The following is a 23,035-nucleotide window of genomic DNA, read 5'->3' on the forward strand; positions in this document are numbered from 1 at the left end:
AAACGTCCATGACCGACACACGCGCCCGGCTGACCGCCGACCTCAAGACCGCCATGCTGGCCCGCGAGGCCGAACGCGTGGGTACGCTTCGCATGATCACTGCCAAGATCAAGGACGCCGACATCGCCGCCCGGCCCGCGCCGCCGCTGGATGATACCGCACTCACCGCCGTGTTTCGCGGCATGGTCAAGAGTCGTCGAGAAGCGGTCGAACTTTACCGCCAGGGCAACCGTCCGGAACTCGCCGCCAAGGAAGAGGCCGAGATCGCGGTGATCGAGGCCTATCTGCCGCAGCAGATGGACGATGCCGCCCTGGCTGCCGCGGTCGATGCTGCCGTGGTCGCGTCCGGCGCCACCACGCCCAAGGACATGGGCAAGGTGATGGCGGCACTGAAGGCCGCCCACGGCGTGGCGCTGGACATGGGCCGGGCCGGGCCGCTGGTGAAGCAACGCCTCGGCGGATGAAAATCGCTGGGTGGCCGTGCTAGACACCCCGCCGAATGACTTTGCCGCCCGCCTTCATGGACGCGCTGCGCGCTCGCGTCGCCATGCCCGCCCTGGTTGGGCGACGTGTGCGCCTGGCCAAATCCGGGCGCCAGTGGAAAGGGTGCTGCCCGTTCCACAATGAAAAATCGCCGTCATTTTACGTTTATGAGGACGGTTTTCACTGTTTCGGCTGCGGCGCCCATGGCGATGCCATCGCCTTCGTCATGCGGACCGAGGGCGCGACCTTCCCCGAAGCGGTCGAGCGCCTGGCCTCGGAAGCTGGCATGGAGGTGCCGAAAGCCTCGCGCGAGGATGTTGTCCGCGAATCCCGCGCCCGCGACCTTTTTGCTGTCATGGAAGCCGCCAGCGAGACTTTTGGCCGCCGTCTGCGTCTGCCGGAAGGCCGCGCAGCGCTGGACTACCTGCACCGCCGCGGCCTGACCGAGGACACCATCCGCGGCTTCGGTCTCGGCTGGTCTGGCCCCGGCCGTGGTTCGCTCGTCGCCGACCTGCGCGACAGCGGCATCACCACCGACCAGCTGCTGGATTGCGGCCTGCTGAAACCGGCCGAGGACGGCAAGCCGCTGCGCGAAGCTTTCTGGAACCGGGTGATGTTCCCCATCCGCGACCGTCGCGCCCGGCTGATCGCCTTCGGTGGCCGGGTGCTGGGTGATGGAAAGCCCAAGTACATCAACAGCCCCGAGACGGCGCTGTTTTCAAAGCGGCGCAACCTCTATGGCCACGATCGCGCCCGTATCGCGGTGCATGAAGGCGCCAGGTTGCTGGTGGCCGAAGGCTACATGGACGTCATCGCCCTGCACCAGGCGGGGTTTGGTGGCGCGGTGGCCCCCCTTGGTACGGCGCTGACCGAAGAGCAGATGGCCGAACTCTGGCGCATGGCGCCCGAGCCGGTGCTGTGTTTCGACGGCGATACCGCCGGCCAACGCGCCGCCGCCCGTGCCGCCGAGACAGCCCTGCCGGCGCTAACCCCGGAAAAGCTGCTGCGCTTCGCCACCCTGCCGGCGGGCGAAGACCCGGACACCTTGATCGGCAAGGGCGGCCCCGAAGCCTTTCGGCGCGTACTGGATACGTCCGAACCAATCGAGGCAGTGCTGTTTCGCCTGGTCCAGGCCGAACACCCGGGAACGGGGCCCGGGCCAGCCGCGGCCCGCGAGAGGCGGCTGTTCGAGTTTGCCGCCTCGATCGCGGACAAGGGCCTGGCCCACCAATTCCGCGAGGAATTCAAGCAGCGGCTTCGCCCGCCCAGGCCGGCCTTTCAGCCGCGCGCCGCGCGCGCGCGCAACAACCGCTTCGGCCCGTCCACCCGTGTCTGGGACATGCCGGCCCGGCCGGTCATCTCTGAGGCTGCGACCCGCCAGGAACAGGCCCGTTGCCTGGTCGCCCTGCTGCTGCACCACCCGACCCTTTTACCCGATGTGGAGGAGGCTCTGGCTGGCCTCGACCTGCCCGACGGCCCCGCCGCGCGACTCCGCCCCGCCTTGCTCGCATGGCATGCCACGCTGGATGTCCTTGACCCGGGGCGAGTCCTCGCCCACTTGACGGACCTCGGGCTTGCCGGCGATGCCGCGGCAACGATGTCGCGTGCAGGCCTGCCGGCCGAAGTCTTGGCGGATGCGCAACCGGCCGAGGCTTTTTCGGCGTTCTGGCATTGGCTTGGGCTCCTGCAGGGGCGTGGCGAGATACAAGCGGCGCTCAAGGCGGCCGAGCGAGATTTTGATTTGGCGCCCTCGGGCGCTGAGCAGGTGCAGAAGCAGGCGTTGGCCAAGATATTGGGGCTGCGGCGCGCGCAGGTGGCCCTGTTTGGCGGTGAGGGTTTTGGCGGGGACGAGGAGGACGCCTGACGGCGTCAGGCTTCCCCGGCAGCCTAGGTGGCGTGTTCACTATTAATAGGGGGGTATTTTTCCCCTGACATGAGAGACGGAGCGGATCGGCATGGCGACGAAAGCGGCGGGCGGCACCGAGACGATCGAGACCCGCGATGAGGCGGTCGAAACGGTGATGCTCGACACGCTGACGGCCGCGGTGAAGAAGCTGGTCGCCCGTGGCAAGGAGCGCGGCTACGTCACCTATGACGAGCTGAACCAGGCGCTGCCGTCCGAACAGGTCTCCTCTGAGCTCATCGAGGACACCATGGCGATGCTGTCGGAAGGCGGCATCAACGTGATCGAGAATGAGGAAGCCGAGGACGGGGATGCCCCGGCCGCGGCCGAAAAGAAGCCGGCCGAGGAAAAGGAAGAGGCCGAGGACGAGGACAGCCCCGCCGGCAACGTCAACGAAGAGACGATGGGCCGCACCGACGATCCGGTGCGCATGTACCTGCGCGAGATGGGCTCGGTCGAACTGCTGAGCCGCGAGGGCGAAATCGCCATCGCCAAGCGGATCGAGGCCGGCCGCGACATGATGATCGGCGGGCTCTGCGAAAGCCCGCTGACCTTCCAGGCGATCCTGCGGTGGTATGAATCGTTGAAGGAAAAGCGCGACGACAAGGGCAACATCCTGGTCCCGGCCAAGATGCTGCTGCGTGACGTCATCGACCTTGAAGCCACCAACAACGCCGACATGCCCGAGGGCGCGCCGCCGGAGCCGGAGGAGTTCGAGGAAGGCGAGGAAGGCGAGGGCGTCGGCCTGTCGCTGTCGGCGCTGGAAGCTAAGCTGAAGCCGGAAGCCTTGGCCGCCTTCGAGGCGATTTCCGAGATCTACGGTCGCCTGGCCAAGATGTCGTCCAAGCGTATGGACGCCTATACCGCCGGCGGCGAATTGGCCGGCCGGAGCGAGAAGGCCTACGAAAAGCTGCGCGTCGAGTTGGTCCAACTGGTCCAGAAGGTCCACCTGCACAACAACCGCATCGAGGAACTGGTCGATCACCTCAAGGGCCTGAACCGTCGCATGACGGTGCTGGAGGGGCAGGTGCTGCGCCTGGCCATCGCCCAGAAGGTCAAGCAGGAAGATTTTGTTGCCCAGTGGCGCGGCAGCGAGCTGGACCCGGCCTGGTTCGAACGGCTGGAGAAGCTGCCGGGCAAGGCCTGGAAGACCTTCGTCGCCAAGGCCCGCCCGGACGTCGAATTGGTCCGCGCCGAAATCACCAAGGTCTCGGCCGAGGCCGGCTTGCCGGTGGTCGAGTTCAAGCGCGTCCACGCGGTCATCAGCCGCGGCGAACGCGACATGACGCAGGCGAAGAAGGAGATGATCGAGGCGAACCTGCGCCTGGTGATCTCCATCGCCAAGAAATACACCAACCGCGGCCTGCAATTCCTCGACCTGATCCAGGAAGGCAACATCGGGTTGATGAAGGCGGTCGATAAGTTCGAATACCGCCGCGGCTACAAGTTCAGCACCTATGCGACCTGGTGGATCCGCCAGGCGATCACGCGCAGCATCGCCGACCAGGCGCGGACCATCCGCATCCCGGTCCATATGATCGAGACGATCAACAAGCTGGTCCGCACGTCGCGCCAGATGCTGCACGAGATCGGCCGCGAACCGCAGCCGGAGGAACTGGCCGAGAAACTCGGCATGCCGCTGGAAAAGGTCCGCAAGGTCCTGAAGATCGCCAAGGAGCCGATCAGCCTCGAAACCCCGATCGGGGACGAGGAGGACAGCCACCTCGGTGACTTCATCGAGGACAAGGCGGCGATCATCCCGCTGGAAGCGGCGATCCAGTCGAACCTGCGTGAGGCCACCACCCGCGTGCTGTCGTCGCTGACGCCGCGCGAGGAGCGCGTGCTGCGGATGCGTTTCGGCATCGGCATGAACACCGACCACACGCTGGAAGAGGTCGGCCAGCAGTTCAACGTGACGCGCGAGCGCATCCGCCAGATCGAGGCCAAGGCGCTTCGGAAGCTCAAGCACCCAAGCCGTAGCCGCAAACTGCGCAGCTTCCTCGAAACCTGACATGTCCGCCCGGGTCCATCAGATCGAGGAGGTGCGGGAAGTGACGGTGGACGTCACCTTCCTGCGCATGGACCAGGCGCCGGCCACCGCGGGGGAGGCTTTGCCGGCCGGGTGCCGCGTGACGCGGGTGCGGGACTGTTCGGTGCCCTTCTACCGCTTCCTGTATGATACAGTCGGGGCGGCGCATCTGTGGTGGATGCGGCGGGTGGCGCCGGATGGCGAACTCGCCGCTGCCATTGGCCATCCGGCCATCTCCATCCATGTGCTGTACCGCGGCGGCCAGCCGGTTGGCTTCTACGAGTTGGAACGCCGGTCGGGCCGCAGCATCAACATCGCCTATTTCGGGCTGCTGCCCGTCGCCATCGGCCAGGGCCTGGGGCGGGCGTTCCTGGACCATGCGGTGGCATCGGCCTGGGCCGAGGGTTGCCGGTTCCTGACGGTGAACACCTGCACCGCTGATCATCCACGCGCGCTGCCGGGGTATTTTGCGGCAGGCTTCGAGCGGATACGCACTGTCAGCGAGGTTTGGCCGATTCCGGTGCGGCTGGGGATGAAGATCCCGGCTGGACTGTAGGTCGGGATCCGCTCGTTGGTCGTTGAGATGTGAGTTTTGGCGAACAGGTGGAACGCGGCTTAGGGACGATAGCGACCGGATTGGTCCGTACCGCCGGACCGTGTGACGGCCCGGCTAAGCTGCATTCAGCCTGTCGTCAGGCCGCCATTCTTATCATCCCGTAGACCTGGACCAGTATTTGCCCATCCGGCATCGAACGGGTCCTGTCGCCGTTGTCGTCGCCGGCCTACGTCATGAAGTCCTGCCCGCAGCTTCGAACCCACCTCGACAACATGCGGGTCGGCGCACTCATACGTGTTACCCGCCAGTACATCCCGAAAATCGACGATCCCGCAGTCGCGCATCGAGGGCGAATGACCGCAATAGGGACTGTTTCTCGGTTTCGGTCATTGCGTACCCTTGTCCGCGTTTTACGCTGCGGCCCCTTCGAGCGTCCGCACAATCTTCTCCTGCGCTTCTCGCGCCCCATGCACCGCTACGGCGCAATCGGCCAAGCTTTCCTGGTATTCTGCGAAGCCTTTCTGCAAGCCCTGTGTCGCTTCCTTCAGCGCGCCGATTTCGCCACGCAATGCCGCTACTGCCTCGGCTTGTTCGGCCAGCGCCGCTTCCAGCTTCCGCAGAGCGATACGCAGGCGGTCCTGCGGGATTTTGGGGAAGCTGAGGATGGTCGCGTCGGACATGGCCTGCTCCTTCGGCAAGTGTGAACCGAAGGCTACCGTGACGGGAGGCAGACGTCTCTAAATGGTTAATATTGCTAAATCGGAATAAAATACCGCCGAGGGCGAAGGCCAGAACAGGCGGGCCGGCAGCCCGACAGAGGTAGCAGCTGGGCGGAGCCGCTGCCCCGCCCAGCGCATCGTGGTCACGCGATTTCGCGAGCCCTGCCGAAAGCCCGCGCTGGATGCGCCACCGGCACCGCCTTGGTCTTGGCCGGCATCACCGCCAGCAGGCTGACCCCAACCGCGGCCAGGTAGGGGATCGATTGCACCCCGAGCACCACGGTCCACAGCGCTGCCTCCCACGTCGCGCCGCCATGGACCAAGGTCACGCCCAGGATCGCGGCCCAGAGGAGGGCTAGAATGCCCAACTCTTCCCGCACCATGACCAGCCCCTGCACCAGGGCCGGTGCATCAGCCATCTTGGGGGTGCGGAAGAAGGTCGCGCGGCGGTGGATCAGCCCCATCCAGACGGCTTTCCCGATGGTATGCGTCAGCGACAGCCCGCCCAGCGCGGCGCCCAGCCGGTCCCAGGCCCCGCATTCCACCCGCGCAGCGTAGAGCATCCAAAGCTGCACCAGCTTGAAGGCGAAGAGCCCCAGCGACGGCAACATGAACAGCAGGATCGGGAAGTCCGTCCGCACCGGGGCAAAGATCAGACCCGCCGACCAGGCGAGGCTGCCGGCGACGAAGGCCAGGCCCAGCGCATCGCCGAACCAGGGCATCCAGCCCATCACGAAATGCCAGCGCTGGCCGCGGGTCAGATCGCGGTTGAAGGGGTTGAACAGCGCGCCGGCATGGCCCTTCACGATCTGCACCGCACCCTGCGCCCAGCGGAAACGCTGCTTGCGATAGGCGGCGAAATCATCGGGCATCACGCCGCGGCCCATGCTGTCGGGCACGTAGACGGCCTTCCAGCCGGCACGCATCAGGCGCAGGCCGAGTTCGCTGTCCTCGCAGATCGTCCATTCCGCCCACCCCTTGGCATCGCGCAGCGCGGCGGCGCGGATCAGCGTCATGGTGCCGTGCTGGATGATCGCGTCGCGTTCGTTGCGCGTGACCATGCCGGCGCGGAAGAAACCCGCGTATTCCCAGAACATCATGCGCTTGAAGGCGCTTTCGCTGCCGTCGCGATAATCCTGCGGCGACTGGGTGAAGCCGACCTCGGGGTTCTGGAAGAAGGGCACCATGCGGGCCAGCCAGTCGGGGTTGGCCAGGTAGTCGCTGTCGAGCACGCCGATGATCTCGGCATCCGGCGCCGTCTGGCGCAGGCCGAAGTTGAGCGCGCCGGCCTTGAAGCCCGGGTATTTGCCCAGGTGGAAGAAGCGGAACTTTTGGCCCAGCCGGAGGCAATGGCGCTCCACCGGCTCCCATAGGCGCGGGTCGGTCGTGTTGTTGTCGATGACCAGGACTTCGAAGTTGGCGTAGTCCAGCGCGGCCAGGGCGTTCAGCGTCTGCGCCACCATCTCCGGCGGTTCGTTGCAGATGGCGATGTGCAACGAGACCTTTGGCTGGCGCGTGCCGGCGGGCGCGGGCAGGGCGGGGAAGCGGCGCGTCCAGCGCGTGCCGAAAACGGTTTCGGCGAGTTCGAAGGAATCACCCACCAGAAGCAGTAGCAGCAGGCCCTGGCCGGCGATCAGCGCCAACCACACGGCGGCGGCCGACCAGGACAGGTAGGTGTCGGACATCGCCAGCAGTACGACCGCGATGGAGGTGATGAAAGCCTGCACCAGGGCCGCGAACAAGACCTTGCCGGTCAGGCGGATGTCCGGTCGGCGCGAGAGGAACAACCCGCCGAGCAGGCTGGCCAACAGCGTGCTGCCGGCGGCCCAGGGCGCCCAGCCGGGGGTTTCCGACACGGCGCCCGTCAGCGGCCACTTGGGCTGGCGGTCCAGGTCGAACATGCCCCAGTAGCCGGCCGCGCGGCCTTCGAAGGCCGTCTTCCACGGCTGGTCGAAGGCTTCCATGACGAAGTAGTCGAGCCGGCGGTCCTGCGCCTCGATGAAGAAGCGGCGCAGGAAGGCGGCCTGGTTGACGATGCTGGCGCGGGCGTCGCGGATGTCGCGGCCGTCGGACGGCCAGCCGACCTCGCCGATCACCACCTGCTTGCCAGGGAAGCGGGCGCGCACGGCGTCGAGCTTTTCCATGATGAAGCGGTTGGCGTCCTCGGCCGACAGGCCTTCCCAGTAGGGGAGGAGGTGGATGGTGATGAAATCCGCGGCCTGGCCGAGTTCGGGATGGTCGAGCCAGACGTGCCAGGGCTCGGCGGTCGAGACGGGCTGGCGGATCTGCGCGCGGACGCTGGCCATGGCGGCGATGATCTGCGCGGGGGTCTGGTCCCGGCGCAGCACGGCTTCGTTGCCGACCAGCACGCGATCGACGTTGCGGTTTGCGCGCGCGATGGTGACTAGGCGGCGGATTTCGGCGGCGTTGTGGTCGGGGCGGGTGTCGAGCCAGGCGCCCAGGGTCACGCGCAGGTCCAGCCCCTGCGCGAGCGTCGGGATTTGCCCGAGGGTGCCCTCGACGCCGTAGGTGCGGATGCGGCGCGTCATGGGCGCGATGTGGCGTAGGTCGGACGTGATCTGTTCGGCCGATGGCCCGGTGCCGGTTTCGGCCGACTGGCCGCGCTGGTACGGCGCGAAGGCCAGGCCCGCCACTGGCCCGGTGAAATCGGGCAGGGGCACGGGGCGGTTCAGCCCCCACCACAGGGCCAGATGCGCCAGCCCAACCAGCGCCAGGACGGCGAGAGTGCCAGGGTTCGCCAGACGCCGGGTCATCGGCGTCCGGATACGGGTCATCGCGTTCATCGCGGGGTCGCTCCTGCCCCGCGTCACGTCTCGGGGTCAGGCGCATAACGGCATCCCATCGCGGCGGTTGCCGGATCGGAATGGGGTCTTGTTGCGGCGCGCATGGTGTTTTCGTGGCATCGGGGCCATTTGAGGCGGGAATGCGACCCCGCGCGGCATCCAGCCGTCGGTGGAGAGAACGGATGACCATGCTTTTCGAACTCGCGCTGATCCTCCTGATGGTATTGCTCAACGGCGCCTTCGCCATGAGCGAACTGGCCATCGTTTCGGCCCGACGCGGGCGGCTGCAGGCCATGGCGCGGCGGGGCAGTGTGGGGGCCGCGGTGGCCCTGCGCCTTTCGGAGGAGCCGCAGCGCTTCCTGCCGACCGTGCAGGTCGGAATCACGCTGATCGGCGTCTTGGCCGGTGCCTTTGGTGGCGCGCGGGTGGCGGCGACCCTGGCGCCGCTGCTGGAACCGGTCATCGGCCAGTATGCGCAGGAGGCGGCGCTGACCCTGGTCGTGGTGATGATCACCTTCCTGTCGCTGATCCTGGGCGAATTGGTGCCCAAGCAACTGGCGCTGAGGGCACCGGAGCAGATTGCGGTGCTGATGGCGCGGCCGATGTCGGCGCTGTCGCGTGCCGCGGCACCCGTGGTCTGGCTGCTGTCGGTGTCGTCGGGTGCGGTGCTGCGGCTGTTGGGCGCGCATCGCCCGCACGAGACCCAGGTGACGGAGGATGAGGTCAAGGCCGTCCTGGCCGAGGGCGCCGAACATGGGGCGCTGGACCACAGCGAACGCCACATGATCGAACGCCTGCTGCGCCTGGCGGACAAGCCGGTGCGCGCGTTGATGACACCGCGCACCGATGTCGCGTGGATCGACCGCACCGGGTCGCCCAACGACATTGCCGCGGCCCTGCGCCAGGCGGGCCGGACACGCTTCGTCGTGGCCGATGGGCGGGTGGACAATGTGGTCGGCGTGGTCGCCGCCAAGGATTTGTTGGACCAGATGCTGGAAGGCGCGCCTCTGTCATTGGCCCGCGGGCTGCGCCAGCCGATCGTGCTGCCGGACACGCTGTCGGCGCTGGATGCGCTGGAGCGGCTGCGCGACGACCCGATTGGGCTGGCCCTGGTGATGGATGAATATGGGTCGTTCGAGGGCATCGTGACCGCCTCTGACCTGCTGGAGGCGATCGTCGGTGAGTTGGACGAGACAGAGGCCGCGGCACAGGGCGTCGCAGTGAAGCGCCATGACGGCAGCCTGCTGTTGGATGGCAAGATGCCGTCGGATGAGTTGAAGGCGCGCCTCGATCTGCCGGATCTGCCGGGTGAGGGGACCTACCACACCGTTGCGGGGCTGATGCTGGCGCTGTTGCGCCGGGTGCCGAAGGAGGGCGACCGGATTGCCTGGGCGGGGTGGCGATTCGAGGTCGTGGATATGGATGGGCGGCGGGTGGATAAGGTCTTGGCGATGCGGGATGAGGCGGTGGTGGGGTAGGGTTGTCACACCCCTTGAGGCCGCATCAAGCTACGAAGCCCCGGCGTGGGCCGGCCGTGTTCAACATCGCGCGCGTGACCATCACGCTGCCACCCGACATGGTCGCCGCAGTCAAAGGCGCGATGGCCGGTGACGACGACGCGTCGAGCCGCGAGATGGTGCGCGACTGGACGATAAAGTGGGCGATAAGACCAAGACCTGCCGCGGGCTGGCCGATGTGGCCATAGGCCGCATGGCGCGCCATTTGGGCGCGCGCAGGGCCATGGAGGGCTGTAGAGGCGGGTGCCCGCGCAACCTAGCCGTTCAGCGGTTTGCCTGTTCGGCGAGGAACTCCGCACCGCGATCCGTCTGCCCACGCCATGGGAACTCAGGGGCCGGGCAGCCTGGAGACCTGCTCCTATGTTACAGTCGACGATCGTACTTGCGGCCCACCGCCCGCATCGGATACTCCTGCGGTGCGAGAGAGCGAAGAGGTCTCGAAGCCTCAGGCGCATTCATGCACGCTTCGCCGGGGGGTGGCACGTGTTTGAACTGCGGCTGAAGAGACATTTCTGCGCTGATCTTGCGCCAACCGCCGGAGACTAGGGGATGTCGCCGTTGCGATTTCACGTTTTTATGCGCTCTGGCTTCCGCTTGGGCTTGGTGGGCGGACTTCTTCTGCTCGCTGCCTGCGGTACACCGCGCCAGGCTCCAGTTTACTCCGTTGGCGCCGCGCGGCCGACCTCTTACGACCCACCTGGCCCGCCGGGTGATCCTTGGGGGCCATACATCTCCGAGGCATCGCAGCGCTTCGACGTCCCGCAGCGTTGGATACGCGAGGTCATGCGCCAAGAAAGCGGTGGGCGTGTTTCAGCGACCAGCCCCGTTGGTGCCATGGGCCTGATGCAGGTCATGCCAGGAACCTATGCTGAACTTCGTTCCAGGCACGGACTTGGCAGCGATCCCTACCATCCCTGGGACAGCATCATGGCTGGGACGGCCTATCTGCGGCAGATGTACGATCTCTATGGAAATCCGGCATTCCTTGCCGCCTACAACGCGGGGCCGCGCAGGCTGGAGGACTACCTCTGGAGTGGTCGGGGTTTGCCGGCTGAAACAAGGAACTACGTCGCGCGCATCGGGCCGCGGATCGTCGATGCGCGCCCGAATCGTCGCGCGGCGCCCGAGATCTACGCGGCGGCGGAAATTCCTCTGTCGATTCCCGCTGGGCCGCGTCGCATGGATGCCGGGACGCTCATGGCGCTACGCGAGCAGCGGTCGCGAGCGGAGACCGTCGTGCAAGTCGCCAGCCTGCCCCCGGGACCTGTCGTTCGGATGGAGCCGATTCCTGACGGAAGTACCTATGCGATCAATGACCTTCCTCCGCCGGCGGCAACGGGTGGTGATCGCGTTCAGATAGCATCGCTTGATGGCGGGCCGGTCACGCGGATGGATCCGATCGTGAGTCCTGGAGACTTCTTGCCGCAGCCGAGTTCCCACGTAGAGGTCACGACACTTGCACCCCCGGTTACCGCTGTCCGCGATCCGGTTGCAGCGGCGCGCCGTGGGGCGGCCCCTACATTCGCATCACAAGGTGCCATGCCACAGGCGACGGCGCCCCAGGCCGGAAGGCCGGCGTCCGGTGCCCCGAGGGTCGCGCTGGCGTCTGTTCCTCCGCCAGCGACTGCGTCTCGTACATTGACCCTCGTGCCTCAGGCCTCGGCGGGTACCTTGCCTGGCGGCCTTCGGGCGGCGGCCGCGCCAGTGGGGGCTTGGGCTGTCCAGGTTGGGGCGTTTTCGTCCGAGCAGCAGGCCAGAGGCGCTGCCACTGCAGCGCGAGACGCGGTGGGGCAGGCGAACGCACGGCCCGTTGTCATGCCCGTCGCCCAAGGTCGGGTAACACTTTGGCGGGCGCGGGTGACCGGGTTGTCTCGCGAAGGTGCGGCGCAGACCTGTGAGCGTCTCCGCGGCCGCGGGAATTGTATTGTTGTCAATCCGGAAGGGTGATGTTTCTTCGAATTTTCTACCCGTAGATCATTTTCATAATAGGCAAAATGTCACGATTTTTGATGGTGGCATTTTGCCCGCATGATCGCGATGGGCTACCTGTGGTTGTTTATTATTCTCGCACCCGGGGTGCTGTTTTTTTGACGCCATGATCGTCAATCGATTCTCTATTCGTTCGATGTTGATCTTCTGAAAGCATAGAAGTTCGCTTGCCGAATGTCGAAGCCGTCAATTGGGTTGCGATGCGGGTATTGTCTGGCCTCACCATAAGGGGCAGACATGACCTGGGAGAAACACTGAGGCAACGTCATGCTGAACCACGCAATGCCTGGCGAAGGTGGTCGGCATCGTTTTGCCTCGCTCGACCCGCTCATCAGGCCGAGCTCTGTGGCAATCATCGGCGCATCCGACGATCCAGTGCGCATCGGTGGCCGGCCGATCGCTTATATGATCGATCAGAAGTTCAAGGGCTCCATTCTGCCCGTTAATCCAAAGCGGCAGATCGTGCAGGGGCTGCCGGCATTCAGCAGCGTCGCGGCCTTGCCGCAGGTGCCTGACGTCGCCATCGTGGCGGTCCCGGGCCAGTTTGCCGCGCAAGCGCTTGAGGATCTCGGCACCCTCGGCTGCAAATCAGCCATCGTGTTCACGGCCGGCTACGCCGAGGTCGACGCCAGTGGCGCCGAAGCGCAAGCAGAGCTTGTGTCCATCGCGCGCCGGCATGGCATGCGTATGCTTGGGCCGAACTGCCTCGGTTTGTTCAATGCCGCCATTGGTTACTATCCAATTTTCTCCAGCAGTTTTGAAAATGGCTGGGCAAAACTATCCAGTGTCAACGGTGGTCGGGTTGGTATTGCGAGCCAGTCTGGTGCCTATGGGACTCATCTTTTTTCTATTGCGCGCGACCGTAGGATGGGGTCGCCGATCTTGATCACCACGGGCAACGAAGCTGACGTCAGCCTGGGCGACGCAATCGGCTGGATGGCGACTGCTCCCGAGGTCGACGTCATCATGGCCTATGCGGAGGGCATCCGGGGTGGCGCGAATTTTCTCGATGCCTTGGCTTTGGCACGCGCCAATCGCAAGCCCGTGGTGATGATGAAGGTCGGGCACAGCGAACTGGGCGGCGCTGCGGCCAGAAGCCACACGGCATCGGTCGCGGGCGATGATGCGGTGACAAACGCGATCCTGCGCGAAGCTGGAGTGGTTCGTGCTCGTTCAACTGAGGAGTTGCTCGATATCGCCTACGCGGCGACCCCCCGCATCTATCCGGTATCGAACACGCTGGGCGTTGTGACTATTTCTGGCGGCGCGGGCGTATTGATTTCGGACGCCGCCGAGGAATTTGCGCTGCCGATGCCACCGATGCCTGTTATCGCCCAGGCAGCTTTGCGCGAATTGATCCCCTTTAGTAGTCCGCGCAACCCAGTTGACTGCACCGCGCAGGTTTTTAACGACATGTCGATGGTTGGGGCCTTTGCCCGCAGCCTAGTGCGCGATGGTGGCTACACGTCCGTGCTTGCGTTTTTTACGCAGGTCGGGGCGTCGATGTCCGTCGCGCCCGCACTGCGCCGCCAGTTGAAGGCGGTGCGCGACGACTATCCCGAAAGACTTTGGATACTTTCCGTGGTGGCGCCGCCTGAACGAATCGTCGAATACGAGGCGGACGGCTTTCTGTGCTTCGAGGATCCGACACGAGCGACCGTCGCAATTGCCGCGATGGGCCGCTTTGGCGACGCTTTCGCCGAATGCGTCGCGCCATCGCCCGCGATCGCCGCGATAGCGCTGCCATCAACGCCTATGAACGAGGTTCAGGCAAAACGAATCCTCGCGGAGGCCGGCATTTCCGTTGTGCCAGAGGTGGCGTGCGAGGATGCCGCAGCGGCCGCCTCCGCCGCGGAGCGGATCGGCTTCCCCGTGGTGTTGAAAATTGTCTCCTCGGACATTCTGCATAAATCGGAAATCGGGGGCGTCATGCTCGGCGTCGGTGACGCCAATGCCGTGCGCGAGGGCTTCGCAACGCTTATGGCCCGAGCAAGAGCTGGCGCCCCTGAGGCGAGGCTGGACGGCGTGCTGGTGGCTCGGCAGGTTGACGGTGGCGTAGAAATCGCCATGGGCATTCTAAGGGACCCGGTTTTCGGCCCCATTGCGATGGTGGGGCTCGGTGGGATTTTCATCGAGGTGCTGAAGGATGTGGCATTTCGACGCTGCCCCTTTGACGAGGCGGCAGCTCGGGCGATGATCCGTTCGTTGCGTGGCTTTCCCCTTCTGGACGGGGCCCGAGGGCGATCGGTCGCGGATGTGGCCGCATTGGCACAGGCGCTTGCGGCGTTGTCGCGTCTCGCGGTCGCCGCAGGCCCACGACTTCTGGGTATCGACATCAATCCCATGCTGGTGCTGCCTGCCGGGCAAGGCGCCTGGGCCGCGGACGCGGTCATTGAACTCGAGGGAGATGATTGTGCCGATTGATCCGCAGAGGCTGCTGAACTGGCCTGTTCCTGACGTGCATCAGAGCCTCACGGCGAAGGACGTGATCCTCTACGCCCTTTCGGTGGGGGTCGGACATGATCCCCTCGATCAGGGCGAGCTGAGGTTCCTGGATGAACGGCAGCTGATCGCCCTTCCTTCAATGGCGGTCGTGCTGGGATATCCAGGCTTCTGGCTTGGCGATCCGGCTACGGGCGTCGATGCCGTGCGCCTGGTTCATGGCGAGCAAGGATTGATCATCCATCGCCCCCTTCCCGTGACCGGGACCGTTCTGGGACGGACGCGTATCACCGGCCTTGTCGATCGCGGCGAGGGTAAGGGGGCGCTGATGTATTCCGAGCGCGCCGTGCTGGATGCCCAGACTGGTGACCCATTCGCCACCCTGACAAGCACAACCTTTCTTCGAGGCGACGGTGGATTCGGCGGCGCTGCTGGACCTGTGAAGGCGCCTCATCCGGAGCCTGATCAGGCGCCTGACCTGTCGATCGATTTGGCCACCCGGCCCGAACAGGCGCTGATCTATCGCTTGAATGGCGACTTCAATCCTCTACACATTGATCCTGCGACCGCGACACGCGCCGGGTTCGAACGGCCCATCCTGCATGGCTTGTGCACGTTTGGGGTGGTCTGCCACGGATTGGTGAGGTCGATCTGCGGGGGCGAACCGTCACGCTTTGGCTCGATGGACCTCAGGTTCTCCTCGCCGGTGTACCCTGGCGAAACCATCCGCACGGAAATCTGGCATCAGGACGGCGGCGCTGCCTTCCGGGCCCGTGTGGTGGAGCGCGACCGTGTGGTCATCAGCAATGGGCGTTTCCGCTTCGCGGCCTGACCGCTGGACCTGCGGCGATCGCGGGATTATTTCGGCAGAGCGACTTAGCGTGGGGGGACAAGCCGGTGATCAACAAGATCGTCCAGTCGATGGCCGAGGCGTTGGCTGGCATCAAGGATGGAAGCATCGTCCTTCTTGGCGGATTTGGTCATGTGGGCACGCCGAACGCGCTGATCGACGGCTTGATCGAGCAGGGGGCATCCGACCTCACCATCGTCTCCAACAACGCCGGAGCGGGGCGTGAGGGACTGGCCAAGCTGATGGAGCTGGGGCGGGTACGGAAGATCATCTGCTCCTATCCGCGCAGCGCGGGATCCGTCGTTTTCGAAGAACTTTACAAAGCGGGCAAACTGGAACTCGAGATATGTCCGCAGGGCACCATGGCGGAGCGCATGCGTGCCGCGGGTGCCGGCATTCCCGCTTTCTTCACGCCCACCGCGGCGGGCACCCTGCTAGCGCAAGGCAAAGAGCAGCGTGAAATTGGCGGCCGCCCCGTGGTTCTGGAAACCGCGTTGCGTGGAGACGTGGCGCTGGTCGAGGCCTGGGAAGCGGATCGCTGGGGGAATCTCACGTTCCGCCAGGCCGGTCGGAACTTCAATCCGGTCGTAGCGACCGCGGCTGACCTGACGATCGTTCAGGCGCAGCATATTCGTGCGCTCGGTGATATCGACCCCGAGCATGTCGTGACGCCTGGCGTCTACGTGAATCGCGTTTTGCACATTCCCTACGGGGATCCAGCGATTGAGGGGAAGTGACATGAACGCATCTGCTCCTGTCCTACTCACCCGCAAACAGATGGCGGCCCGCGTGGCGTCCGACATCCCCGAGGGGTGGTGCGTCAATCTTGGCATTGGCATCCCAACGATGGTCGCCGATCACGTCCCGGAAGAGCGGGAGGTGATTTTCCAGTCCGAGAATGGCGTGCTGGGCGTCGGGCCTGCGCCAGCCAAGGCTGATATTGAACCGTGGCTCATCAACGCCTCCAAGGCTTACATCACCCTGCGAACCGGCGGGTCCTATGTCCACCACGCTGATAGTTTTTCGTTGATCCGGGGAGGACACATCGATCTGTGTGTTCTTGGTGGTTACGAGGTCGCAGAAAATGGAGATCTCGCGAACTGGGCCACGAGCGACAATGAAATGGCACCGGCCGTTGGTGGCGCCATGGATCTGGCGGCCGGCGCCAAGCGGTTGTGGGTCGTGTTGGAGCATACGACCAAGGACGGGCGGCCGAAGCTCGTTCGGTCCTGTTCCTACCCGCTGACTGCCTTGCGTGCTGTCACGCGGATCTACACAAATCTGGCGGTCATCGATGTGGCACCGCAGGGTTTCCTGCTTCAAGAAATGGCACCTGGGGTCACCTTCGACTGGCTCCAGGAGCGCACAGGCGCCAAACTTCATCTGCCTGACTGATTGAGCGCGCGGAACGGGGAAACGACGAGAATGAGCCATAACATGGCCACGAGCGATGATGAGCGGGCGGAAAGCATTCGCCTTATTCGCGACAGCGCCGCCGCCGTAGCCCCGTCCGGCGGCGATCTTAAGCGTATCCGAGGCTGGCGGTTCAAGGCGCCCTGCTTTGATCCGGCGGTCTGGGCGGAAATGGGCAGCCTCGGCTGGACGGGCCTGCGGGTGCCGGAAGATGCGGGCGGTGCCGGTCTCGGCATGGGTGAGTTTTGCGCGCTGGCGGAGGCGCTCGGTTCCGGGCTGGTGCCGGAGCCTTTCGTCGCATCGGCGCTTTCAGCCAGTCTGCTGGCTGCGGCCTTGGCCCATGCCGACAGCCTGCGTGGCAGCGGGGAGGCGGGCGAGGCACTGGCGGCGGTGCTGGGTGGCAAGGCACTTGTCCTGACCGCTTGGCAAGAGCGTGCCAATACCTTGGACGTCCCGGGAACCCACGGCGCCCCCAGGCTTTTTCTGCCAATGGCGGGCGGTGCTTCGCATTTTCTGGTGCCAGTGCGCGAAGGCGCGGGGCTCGCCCTCTACCTTCAGTCCGCGGACGGCGCCGACCTTGCGCTGGAATTTACGCAGGATGGTGGCAGCTTCGGCACCCTACGTCCCCATGGTGGCGTGAAGGTGATGGACGACGCTTCCGCGGTTCTGGCGATCGGTCTCGGCGAGGCCGCTCTCGGGACCGCCGCGATGCTGCTTGGTGTGATGGATCGCGCCTTTGCCATGACGCTCGACTATTTGAAGACGCGTACCCAATTCGGGCGCGCGATCGGCGCCTTTCAGACGCTGCAGCACCGCGCCGCTGATTTAAAAATACAGATTGCGCTCACCCGTGCCTCGGTCGAGGCGGCGGCGGCGACGCTTGATGCAGGGGCTGTCGGACCGCATCGAACTGCCGTCATCGCGCGTGCCAAGGCGCGGGCCGCGGAAGCATCGATGCTGGTCACGCGCCAGGCCATTCAGCTGCATGGCGGCATCGGGTACACGGACGAGCACGATATTGGGCTCTACCTCCGCAAAGCCATGGTGCTGGCGAACCAGTTCGGTGGCGCAGCGCTGCACCGCCGCGCCTTCATGGCCGCAGCGCCGGAGACCGCAGATGACTGACGCCCCACTCCCTGCTGACCGGATGCGGATTGTCGAGGAGCAGTCCGGGGCCGTCCTGACCTTGACGATGGACTATCCCGCCCGGCGCAACGCCCTGGCGCTACCGTTGCGGGAGCGGTTGGCGGAGATCCTGGACCGCGTCGAGGGTGATGCTGGAATTCGGGCGATCGTGCTGACGGGCAGTGAAGGCGTCTTCAGTGCGGGAGGCGATATTTCAGGGATGAATGTGGTGTCCGGCGCTAGCGGGCGAGAGCGGCTACGTAGGGTTCACCGGGTCATTCGCCTCCTGCTGACCGGGAAGACGCCGGTGGTCGCGGCCGTGGAGGGGTGGTGCGTTGGTGCGGGCCTTTCGGTGGCGTGCGCCTGTGACACGATCGTCGCGGCCGAGGATGCAACCTTCATGGCCGGGTTTGGTAAGGTCGGGCTGATGCCGGATCTGGGGCTGCCTTTCACCCTTCCAGGGCGTGTCGGCTTTGGTCGGGCGCGCCAAATTCTGCTTTACGGCAACCAGATCAAGACGCCTGAGGCAGAGCGGATCGGCCTTGTCGATGCTGTCGTACCCAAGGGGCAGGCTCTGCCTGCGGCGTTGGAAAAGGCGCGCTTCCTCGCGGAGCAGGCGCCTCTCCCGATGGCACTGACCAAGGCGCTACTCGCCGATGGCCTGGACCGGGCGCTGGAGACCGAACGCCACTACCAAACCATGCTGTTTCTGTCGGCCGACCATGCCGAAGGTCGTGAGGCCTTCATGGCCAAGCGTCCGCCGCGTTTTACCGGAGACTAAGGGCATGAACGCGATCGCTGGCACGCCACCGGAGGATCTCAACCTCCTGCCGGATCACGAGTTCCGACTTCACGTTCGGCGCTTCGTCGAAGCCAACTACCCGGCCGAGATACGTAATCCGCCCAAGCGGCTGCATTGGTCGGAGAACAAGGCCTGGTACATGATCCTGGCAGCGCAGGGTTGGCTTGCGCCGGGCTGGCCGCGGGAATGGGGCGGCATGGCGCTGTCGCCGACCAAACAGATCATCCTGATCGAAGAATTCGAGCGTTACGGCTGTGCTCGGACGAACGATATGGGCATCGTGATGATCGGCCCCCTTTTATTGAAATATGGGACGCCGGAACAGAAGAAGAGTTTTCTGCCTGCGATTCTTCAGGGTGAACACGTCTGGTGCCAAGGCTATTCGGAACCAAATGCCGGATCGGACCTGGCGTCCCTGCGTACAGAGGCGGTACTTGACGGGGATCACTACGTCGTCAATGGTCAGAAGACTTGGACCACGCTCGGCAGCGATGCGAACTGGATATTCCTGCTGGTGCGCACGGACAAAGTTGCCAAGAAGCAGGAGGGTATTTCCTTCCTGCTGGTTCCCATGGATAGCCCCGGCATTACCGTTCGACCCATCGTGAATCTCGATCTGCACGACGAATTCTGCGAGGTGTTCTTCGACAACGTGCGTGTCCCGGCAGCCAACCTGGTCGGCGAGGCCAATAAAGGCTGGACGATGGCCAAGGCGCTGCTGGGCTTCGAGCGCATACACCTCGGATCACCCAAGCAATCGGCCTATGCATTGCAACGCCTACGGCAGCTTGGGGAGCGCATGGGCGTGTCGGAAGACGCGTCCTTCCAGGACAGCTTTTCACGTCTCTGGCTTGATTTGGAAGATCTGAAGGCGCTTTACGAAACCTACGTCGAGCGCCTGCGTCGTGGTGAGGGCCTGCCGCCGGATGTCTCGATGCTGAAAGTGATCCAGTCGGAACTCTTTCAGCGTATTTCCGATGCACTCCTGGAGGTCGCGGGAGAGAACGCCGGGCTGCTCGAACCGATGGACGGCAACCGGGATTTGCATCCTGCGGGCATTTTCATCAACGCGCGGCCGACCACCATTTATGGCGGAAGCAACGAGATTCAGCGCAACATCATCGCCAAGAACGTTCTCGATTTGCCTGGGTAAGGTAAAGGCGCGCCGGTTTCCCGGCGCGCCTTTATGTGTCGTTATGGGAGCAGGACGCCGTCGATCACGTGGATGACGCCATTTGAACAAATGATGTCGGCCATCGTGACCTTGGCTGGCGGCTGAACGTTGAAGCCGCCCACGCCGGTCTGGAAGTTGCCACGCACACCGCCTTCGGGGGCAGCGACGGCGACTGTCATCGGTACCGCCCGTCCGTCGACGCGGACCAACCCGCCATTCACGCTCCGGACATCCTCCATCTTGTCCCGGAGGCTCGCGGACATGCGCGACCCTTCAAGCATGTGGATTCCAGCCAAAGCTGCCAACCTGACGGGGTCGGCGGAGCTTGCGCTGCTGCCTTGCCCGCCCCCGCCGAGCAGATCCTGCATCAGCTGACTTGGAACCGCCTGCCATGCGGCGGCGCTCGGTGCGAAAACTGTCAGCGGCTGGGTGCCGCGGAGACGGTCACCGAGCCCCGCTCGTTCCACGATCTCGGCGAATCTGGCGGTATCGGTGTTCCCGGACAACGTGGAGGCGAGATCGCGAGGAGCCGTCTGTGCGCGTAGAATGGCGGGGGATGCCAGCAGCCCGGCGCTGGCAGCGAGCAGCATGCGTCGATGAAACCCACGGTTGGTCATGGCAAACTCCAGATCGAATGGGCCGTGCGACACGCACTGCCTGTATCGACCTAACGCCGTGTCTCCTCCGTGGTTGCCATTCGCGCGTTTCAGTCCCGAAGGCCGAAGATCACCGGTGCGTGATCGGATGGCTGTTCTTCGCTGCGGGCCTTGGTATCCACCTCTGCCGACATCAGCCTTTCTGCCAGATCAGCCGACAATAAGCCGTGGTCGATGCGCAGACCACGATTCGTGTCGAAGGCAGAGCCATAATCCCAATAGGTCCAAGGTGGTGCGACTGGATGGGTCGCAAGAAGCGCGTCCGTCAGGCCCAAGTGTACGAGTGCGCGCCAGGCGGCACGCGTTTCGGCGCGAATCAGCGCATCGGTCGGCTTCAGGACGCCTGGTGTCAGGTCGGCATCCGTTGGGCAAACATTGAAATCTCCGAGCAGCGCAAATGGCTGATCAGCCAATAGCCGCGCCCGGGCAAGCAGCCTGAGCCGTTCCATCCAGCGCAGCTTGTAGCCGTAGCCTTCATCACCGCCCGAATTGCCATTCGGCAGATACAGCCCGCCCAAATGCATGCCTTGCACTGCGATTTCGATGTAGCGGGCCTGGCTGTCTTCCGGGTCGCCCGGCAGCGCCTCTGCGACAACCGTGAAAGGAATGCGCGCGACGACCGCCACGCCATTTCGTCCGCCAGTCTGGCCGATCGCGTGGACGCGATACCCCAGTTCAGCGAGCTCAAGTCCAGGAAACTCCTCAGTCTTGCATTTCAGTTCCTGCAGGAACAGCACGTCGGGTTTGTGTCGTTCCAAGAAACGGTGGACGTGCCTGATCCGCTGACGGATGGAGTTCACATTGAACGTGGCAATCAGCATGGCAGGCGGGCGGCCACATCGCGGCGGACCGTCACGCGGCGGTCATCCAACTGAGAAGGAGGCGCCGCAGCCGCAGCCACTGGTGGCGAGGGGGTTCGTGATCGCGAAGTGGGCGCCGATGAGTGCGTTCGTCCAGTCAAGTTCCGACCCTGCCAGTAAATCAAGAGATGTAGCGTCAACCACCACACGATCCGCGACAAGGAGGTCGTCGGGGGCGAGCGCCGCCTCGTCCAGTTCGAAGCGATACTGAAAGCCCGAACAGCCGCCGGCCTCGACCGCGACGCGCAGCCGTGCGCCTGGCTTTCCCTCGCGCGCGGCGATCGATGCAGCCTCGGCGATGGCACGGGGCGTTGCGCGGAACGTCGGCCGGGCCGTCGCGTCCTCCAAGCCGTCAGACATGGCGATGTACTCCTTCGTTGAGAGACATAGGGTATGGCTCCGCCCAATCAAAGGGTTGAGCCCGACGGGCGATGCCGCATTGCGGGACTCGAGCGACTGCTGGCACCCTATGCGGCGATGCCTCCTTCAGCCGGCCTGGCCCAAATCGCCCCCTGGGCCGTCCGCTCTGACCAGAGTCGTGGCCGGCTTCACCCCGAAGCCGCGGACCTTTCCCGCAGCCCTTACGCGCGCGACCGAGATCGTATCATTCACAGTACGGCCTTCAGGCGCCTTCAGTACAAGACGCAAGTCTTCATCTACCACGAGGGCGACGCCTTCCGGACGAGGCTCACGCATAGTCTTGAGGTTGCCCAAATCGCCAGGGCCATCGCGCGCCGGCTGAGGCTCGATGAGGATCTGGCGGAGGGCTTGGCTCTGGCCCATGATCTGGGGCATCCGCCCTTCGGCCACGCTGGCGAGGAGGCGCTGAATGGCGCGATGAAGCCTTTCGGCGGATTTGACCACAACGCGCAGAGCCTGAAGGCTGTAACCCACCTCGAAAGCCGGTATGGCGCCTTCCAAGGCCTGAACCTGACATGGGAGACTTTGGAAGGCTTGGCCAAGCATAACGGTCCGCTGCGCCGGCCATCTCCGTACATAGCAGCCTATGATGCGCGCCACCCACTCGACCTGTCCTCGCATGCGAGCGCAGAGGCGCAGGTTGCCGCAATCGCCGACGATATCGCTTACAACAACCACGACCTCGACGACGGGCTCCGGGCAGGCCTTTTCTCTCTGGACGAAGCCGAACAGCTCCCCTTGTTCGGTGAGGCGCTGGCCGATGCCCGGCGCGGTCAGCCCGACATGGCGGCGGATCGATTGGCGCCGGAGGCAATACGCCGGGTCATCAACCGGATGGTGGGCGACGTGGTTGACGAGGCAACGCGTCGTATCGCGGCCCTGGCACCGAAAAGCGTCGACGAGATCCGTGCCGCAGCGCGCCCGGTGGTCGCGTTCAGCCCCGCCATGCTGGCGCTGAACGCGCCCCTTCGTGAGTTCTTGTGGAACAGGATGTATCGGCATTGGCGCGTGAATCGCACGAGCCAAAAATCCAAGCGTGTCGTTCAGATACTCTTCAGCTTGTTACATGGCGGGCCGCAAATGCTCCCTCCGGAATGGCAGGTCCGGGCAGGGGAGGCTGGAAGTGCGCAATGTGCGCACGCGGTCTGTGACTGGATCGCCGGCATGACGGACAGGTTCGCGCTTGAAGAGAATCGTCGGCTCACCGATCCGGATGTGCCTGGGTGAATCGATCTGGCCCGGGCGGTGCGTGACGGGGCACGCTGCCAAGCTCAGCCAGCCGGCGTTCTAGGC

General features: G+C 64.8%; 20 protein-coding genes. 15 read left to right on the forward strand and 5 right to left on the reverse strand.

From position 1 onward, the window contains the following. The first annotated feature begins 8 nt into the window (after positions 1-8). The 4 genes from ACQW02_RS05615 (at position 9) to ACQW02_RS05630 (ending at position 4,971) form a co-directional block, all read left to right on the forward strand. Positions 9-464, forward strand: a complete 456-nt coding sequence (locus tag ACQW02_RS05615) for a GatB/YqeY domain-containing protein (protein ID WP_431284289.1) — start codon at positions 9-11, stop codon at positions 462-464. A gap of 35 nt (positions 465-499) precedes the next feature. Next, positions 500-2,347 carry a DNA primase gene (dnaG, locus tag ACQW02_RS05620; protein ID WP_431284290.1) on the forward strand — a complete coding sequence of 616 codons (1,848 nt, stop codon included), beginning with the start codon at positions 500-502 and terminating at the stop codon, positions 2,345-2,347. Positions 2,348-2,438: 91 nt separating this feature from the next. After that, positions 2,439-4,397: an RNA polymerase sigma factor RpoD gene (rpoD, locus tag ACQW02_RS05625; RefSeq protein ID WP_431284291.1), complete on the forward strand. Its 1,959-nt coding sequence runs from the start codon at positions 2,439-2,441 to the stop codon at positions 4,395-4,397. A 1-nt stretch (position 4,398) separates the two neighbouring features. Then, complete coding sequence (locus ACQW02_RS05630; RefSeq protein WP_431284292.1) at positions 4,399-4,971, forward strand: GNAT family N-acetyltransferase; 573 nt, start codon at positions 4,399-4,401, stop codon at positions 4,969-4,971. Positions 4,972-5,381: 410 nt separating this feature from the next. Here ACQW02_RS05630 and ACQW02_RS05635 read toward each other — a convergent pair whose 3' ends face one another. Then, positions 5,382-5,651: a hypothetical protein gene (locus ACQW02_RS05635; protein WP_431284293.1), complete on the reverse strand. Its 270-nt coding sequence runs from the start codon at positions 5,649-5,651 to the stop codon at positions 5,382-5,384. A 182-nt stretch (positions 5,652-5,833) separates the two neighbouring features. Beyond that, on the reverse strand, positions 5,834-8,494 hold the full coding sequence (locus ACQW02_RS05640) for a glycosyltransferase (protein WP_431284294.1): 2,661 nt from the start codon (positions 8,492-8,494) through the stop codon (positions 5,834-5,836). 182 nt (positions 8,495-8,676) lie between these two features. Here ACQW02_RS05640 and ACQW02_RS05645 point away from each other — a divergent pair, with 182 nt between their 5' ends. From ACQW02_RS05645 to ACQW02_RS05690, 10 genes are all read left to right on the forward strand, one after another. Next, positions 8,677-9,972: a hemolysin family protein gene (locus ACQW02_RS05645; protein WP_431284295.1), complete on the forward strand. Its 1,296-nt coding sequence runs from the start codon at positions 8,677-8,679 to the stop codon at positions 9,970-9,972. 56 nt (positions 9,973-10,028) lie between these two features. Continuing rightward, complete coding sequence (locus ACQW02_RS05650) at positions 10,029-10,199, forward strand: hypothetical protein (protein ID WP_431284296.1); 171 nt, start codon at positions 10,029-10,031, stop codon at positions 10,197-10,199. Positions 10,200-10,794: 595 nt separating this feature from the next. Next, positions 10,795-11,958, forward strand: coding sequence for a transglycosylase SLT domain-containing protein (locus ACQW02_RS05655; RefSeq protein ID WP_431284297.1), 1,164 nt, complete (start codon positions 10,795-10,797; stop codon positions 11,956-11,958). 309 nt (positions 11,959-12,267) lie between these two features. Next, positions 12,268-14,424: an acetate--CoA ligase family protein gene (locus ACQW02_RS05660; protein ID WP_431284298.1), complete on the forward strand. Its 2,157-nt coding sequence runs from the start codon at positions 12,268-12,270 to the stop codon at positions 14,422-14,424. After that, positions 14,408-15,274: a MaoC/PaaZ C-terminal domain-containing protein gene (locus ACQW02_RS05665; protein WP_431284299.1), complete on the forward strand. Its 867-nt coding sequence runs from the start codon at positions 14,408-14,410 to the stop codon at positions 15,272-15,274. The genes ACQW02_RS05660 and ACQW02_RS05665 overlap by 17 nt, the downstream gene beginning before the upstream one ends. Before the next feature lie 65 nt (positions 15,275-15,339). Next, the gene (locus tag ACQW02_RS05670) at positions 15,340-16,029 is read left to right on the forward strand and encodes a 3-oxoacid CoA-transferase subunit A (protein ID WP_431284300.1); all 690 of its coding nucleotides are present in this window, start codon (positions 15,340-15,342) and stop codon (positions 16,027-16,029) included. 1 nt (position 16,030) lies between these two features. Further along, complete coding sequence (locus tag ACQW02_RS05675; protein WP_431284301.1) at positions 16,031-16,687, forward strand: 3-oxoacid CoA-transferase subunit B; 657 nt, start codon at positions 16,031-16,033, stop codon at positions 16,685-16,687. 30 nt (positions 16,688-16,717) lie between these two features. Further along, positions 16,718-17,830: an acyl-CoA dehydrogenase family protein gene (locus ACQW02_RS05680; RefSeq protein ID WP_431284302.1), complete on the forward strand. Its 1,113-nt coding sequence runs from the start codon at positions 16,718-16,720 to the stop codon at positions 17,828-17,830. Next, positions 17,823-18,611, forward strand: a complete 789-nt coding sequence (locus ACQW02_RS05685) for an enoyl-CoA hydratase/isomerase family protein (RefSeq protein ID WP_431284303.1) — start codon at positions 17,823-17,825, stop codon at positions 18,609-18,611. Before ACQW02_RS05680 ends, ACQW02_RS05685 begins: the two co-directional genes overlap by 8 nt. A 4-nt stretch (positions 18,612-18,615) precedes the next feature. Continuing rightward, positions 18,616-19,785 (forward strand): acyl-CoA dehydrogenase family protein, encoded by a 1,170-nt coding sequence (locus ACQW02_RS05690; protein WP_431284304.1) that lies wholly within the window; start codon positions 18,616-18,618, stop codon positions 19,783-19,785. Positions 19,786-19,826: 41 nt separating this feature from the next. Here the strand turns inward: ACQW02_RS05690 and ACQW02_RS05695 are convergent, their stop codons facing one another. The 3 genes from ACQW02_RS05695 to ACQW02_RS05705 form a co-directional block, all read right to left on the reverse strand. Further along, the gene (locus ACQW02_RS05695; RefSeq protein ID WP_431284305.1) at positions 19,827-20,423 is read right to left on the reverse strand and encodes a fasciclin domain-containing protein; all 597 of its coding nucleotides are present in this window, start codon (positions 20,421-20,423) and stop codon (positions 19,827-19,829) included. An 89-nt stretch (positions 20,424-20,512) separates the two neighbouring features. After that, positions 20,513-21,283, reverse strand: coding sequence for an exodeoxyribonuclease III (gene xth, locus ACQW02_RS05700; RefSeq protein ID WP_431284306.1), 771 nt, complete (start codon positions 21,281-21,283; stop codon positions 20,513-20,515). Between the two features lie 42 nt (positions 21,284-21,325). Then, positions 21,326-21,682, reverse strand: coding sequence for a HesB/IscA family protein (locus tag ACQW02_RS05705; RefSeq protein ID WP_431284307.1), 357 nt, complete (start codon positions 21,680-21,682; stop codon positions 21,326-21,328). A gap of 117 nt (positions 21,683-21,799) precedes the next feature. Between ACQW02_RS05705 and ACQW02_RS05710 the strand changes: the two genes are divergently transcribed. Further along, the gene (locus ACQW02_RS05710) at positions 21,800-22,969 is read left to right on the forward strand and encodes a deoxyguanosinetriphosphate triphosphohydrolase (protein ID WP_431285865.1); all 1,170 of its coding nucleotides are present in this window, start codon (positions 21,800-21,802) and stop codon (positions 22,967-22,969) included. The last annotated feature ends 66 nt before the right edge of the window (positions 22,970-23,035 follow it).

It is taken from the genome of Humitalea sp. 24SJ18S-53, from assembly GCF_050632385.1.
Classification (GTDB): Bacteria; Pseudomonadota; Alphaproteobacteria; order Acetobacterales; family Acetobacteraceae; genus Humitalea.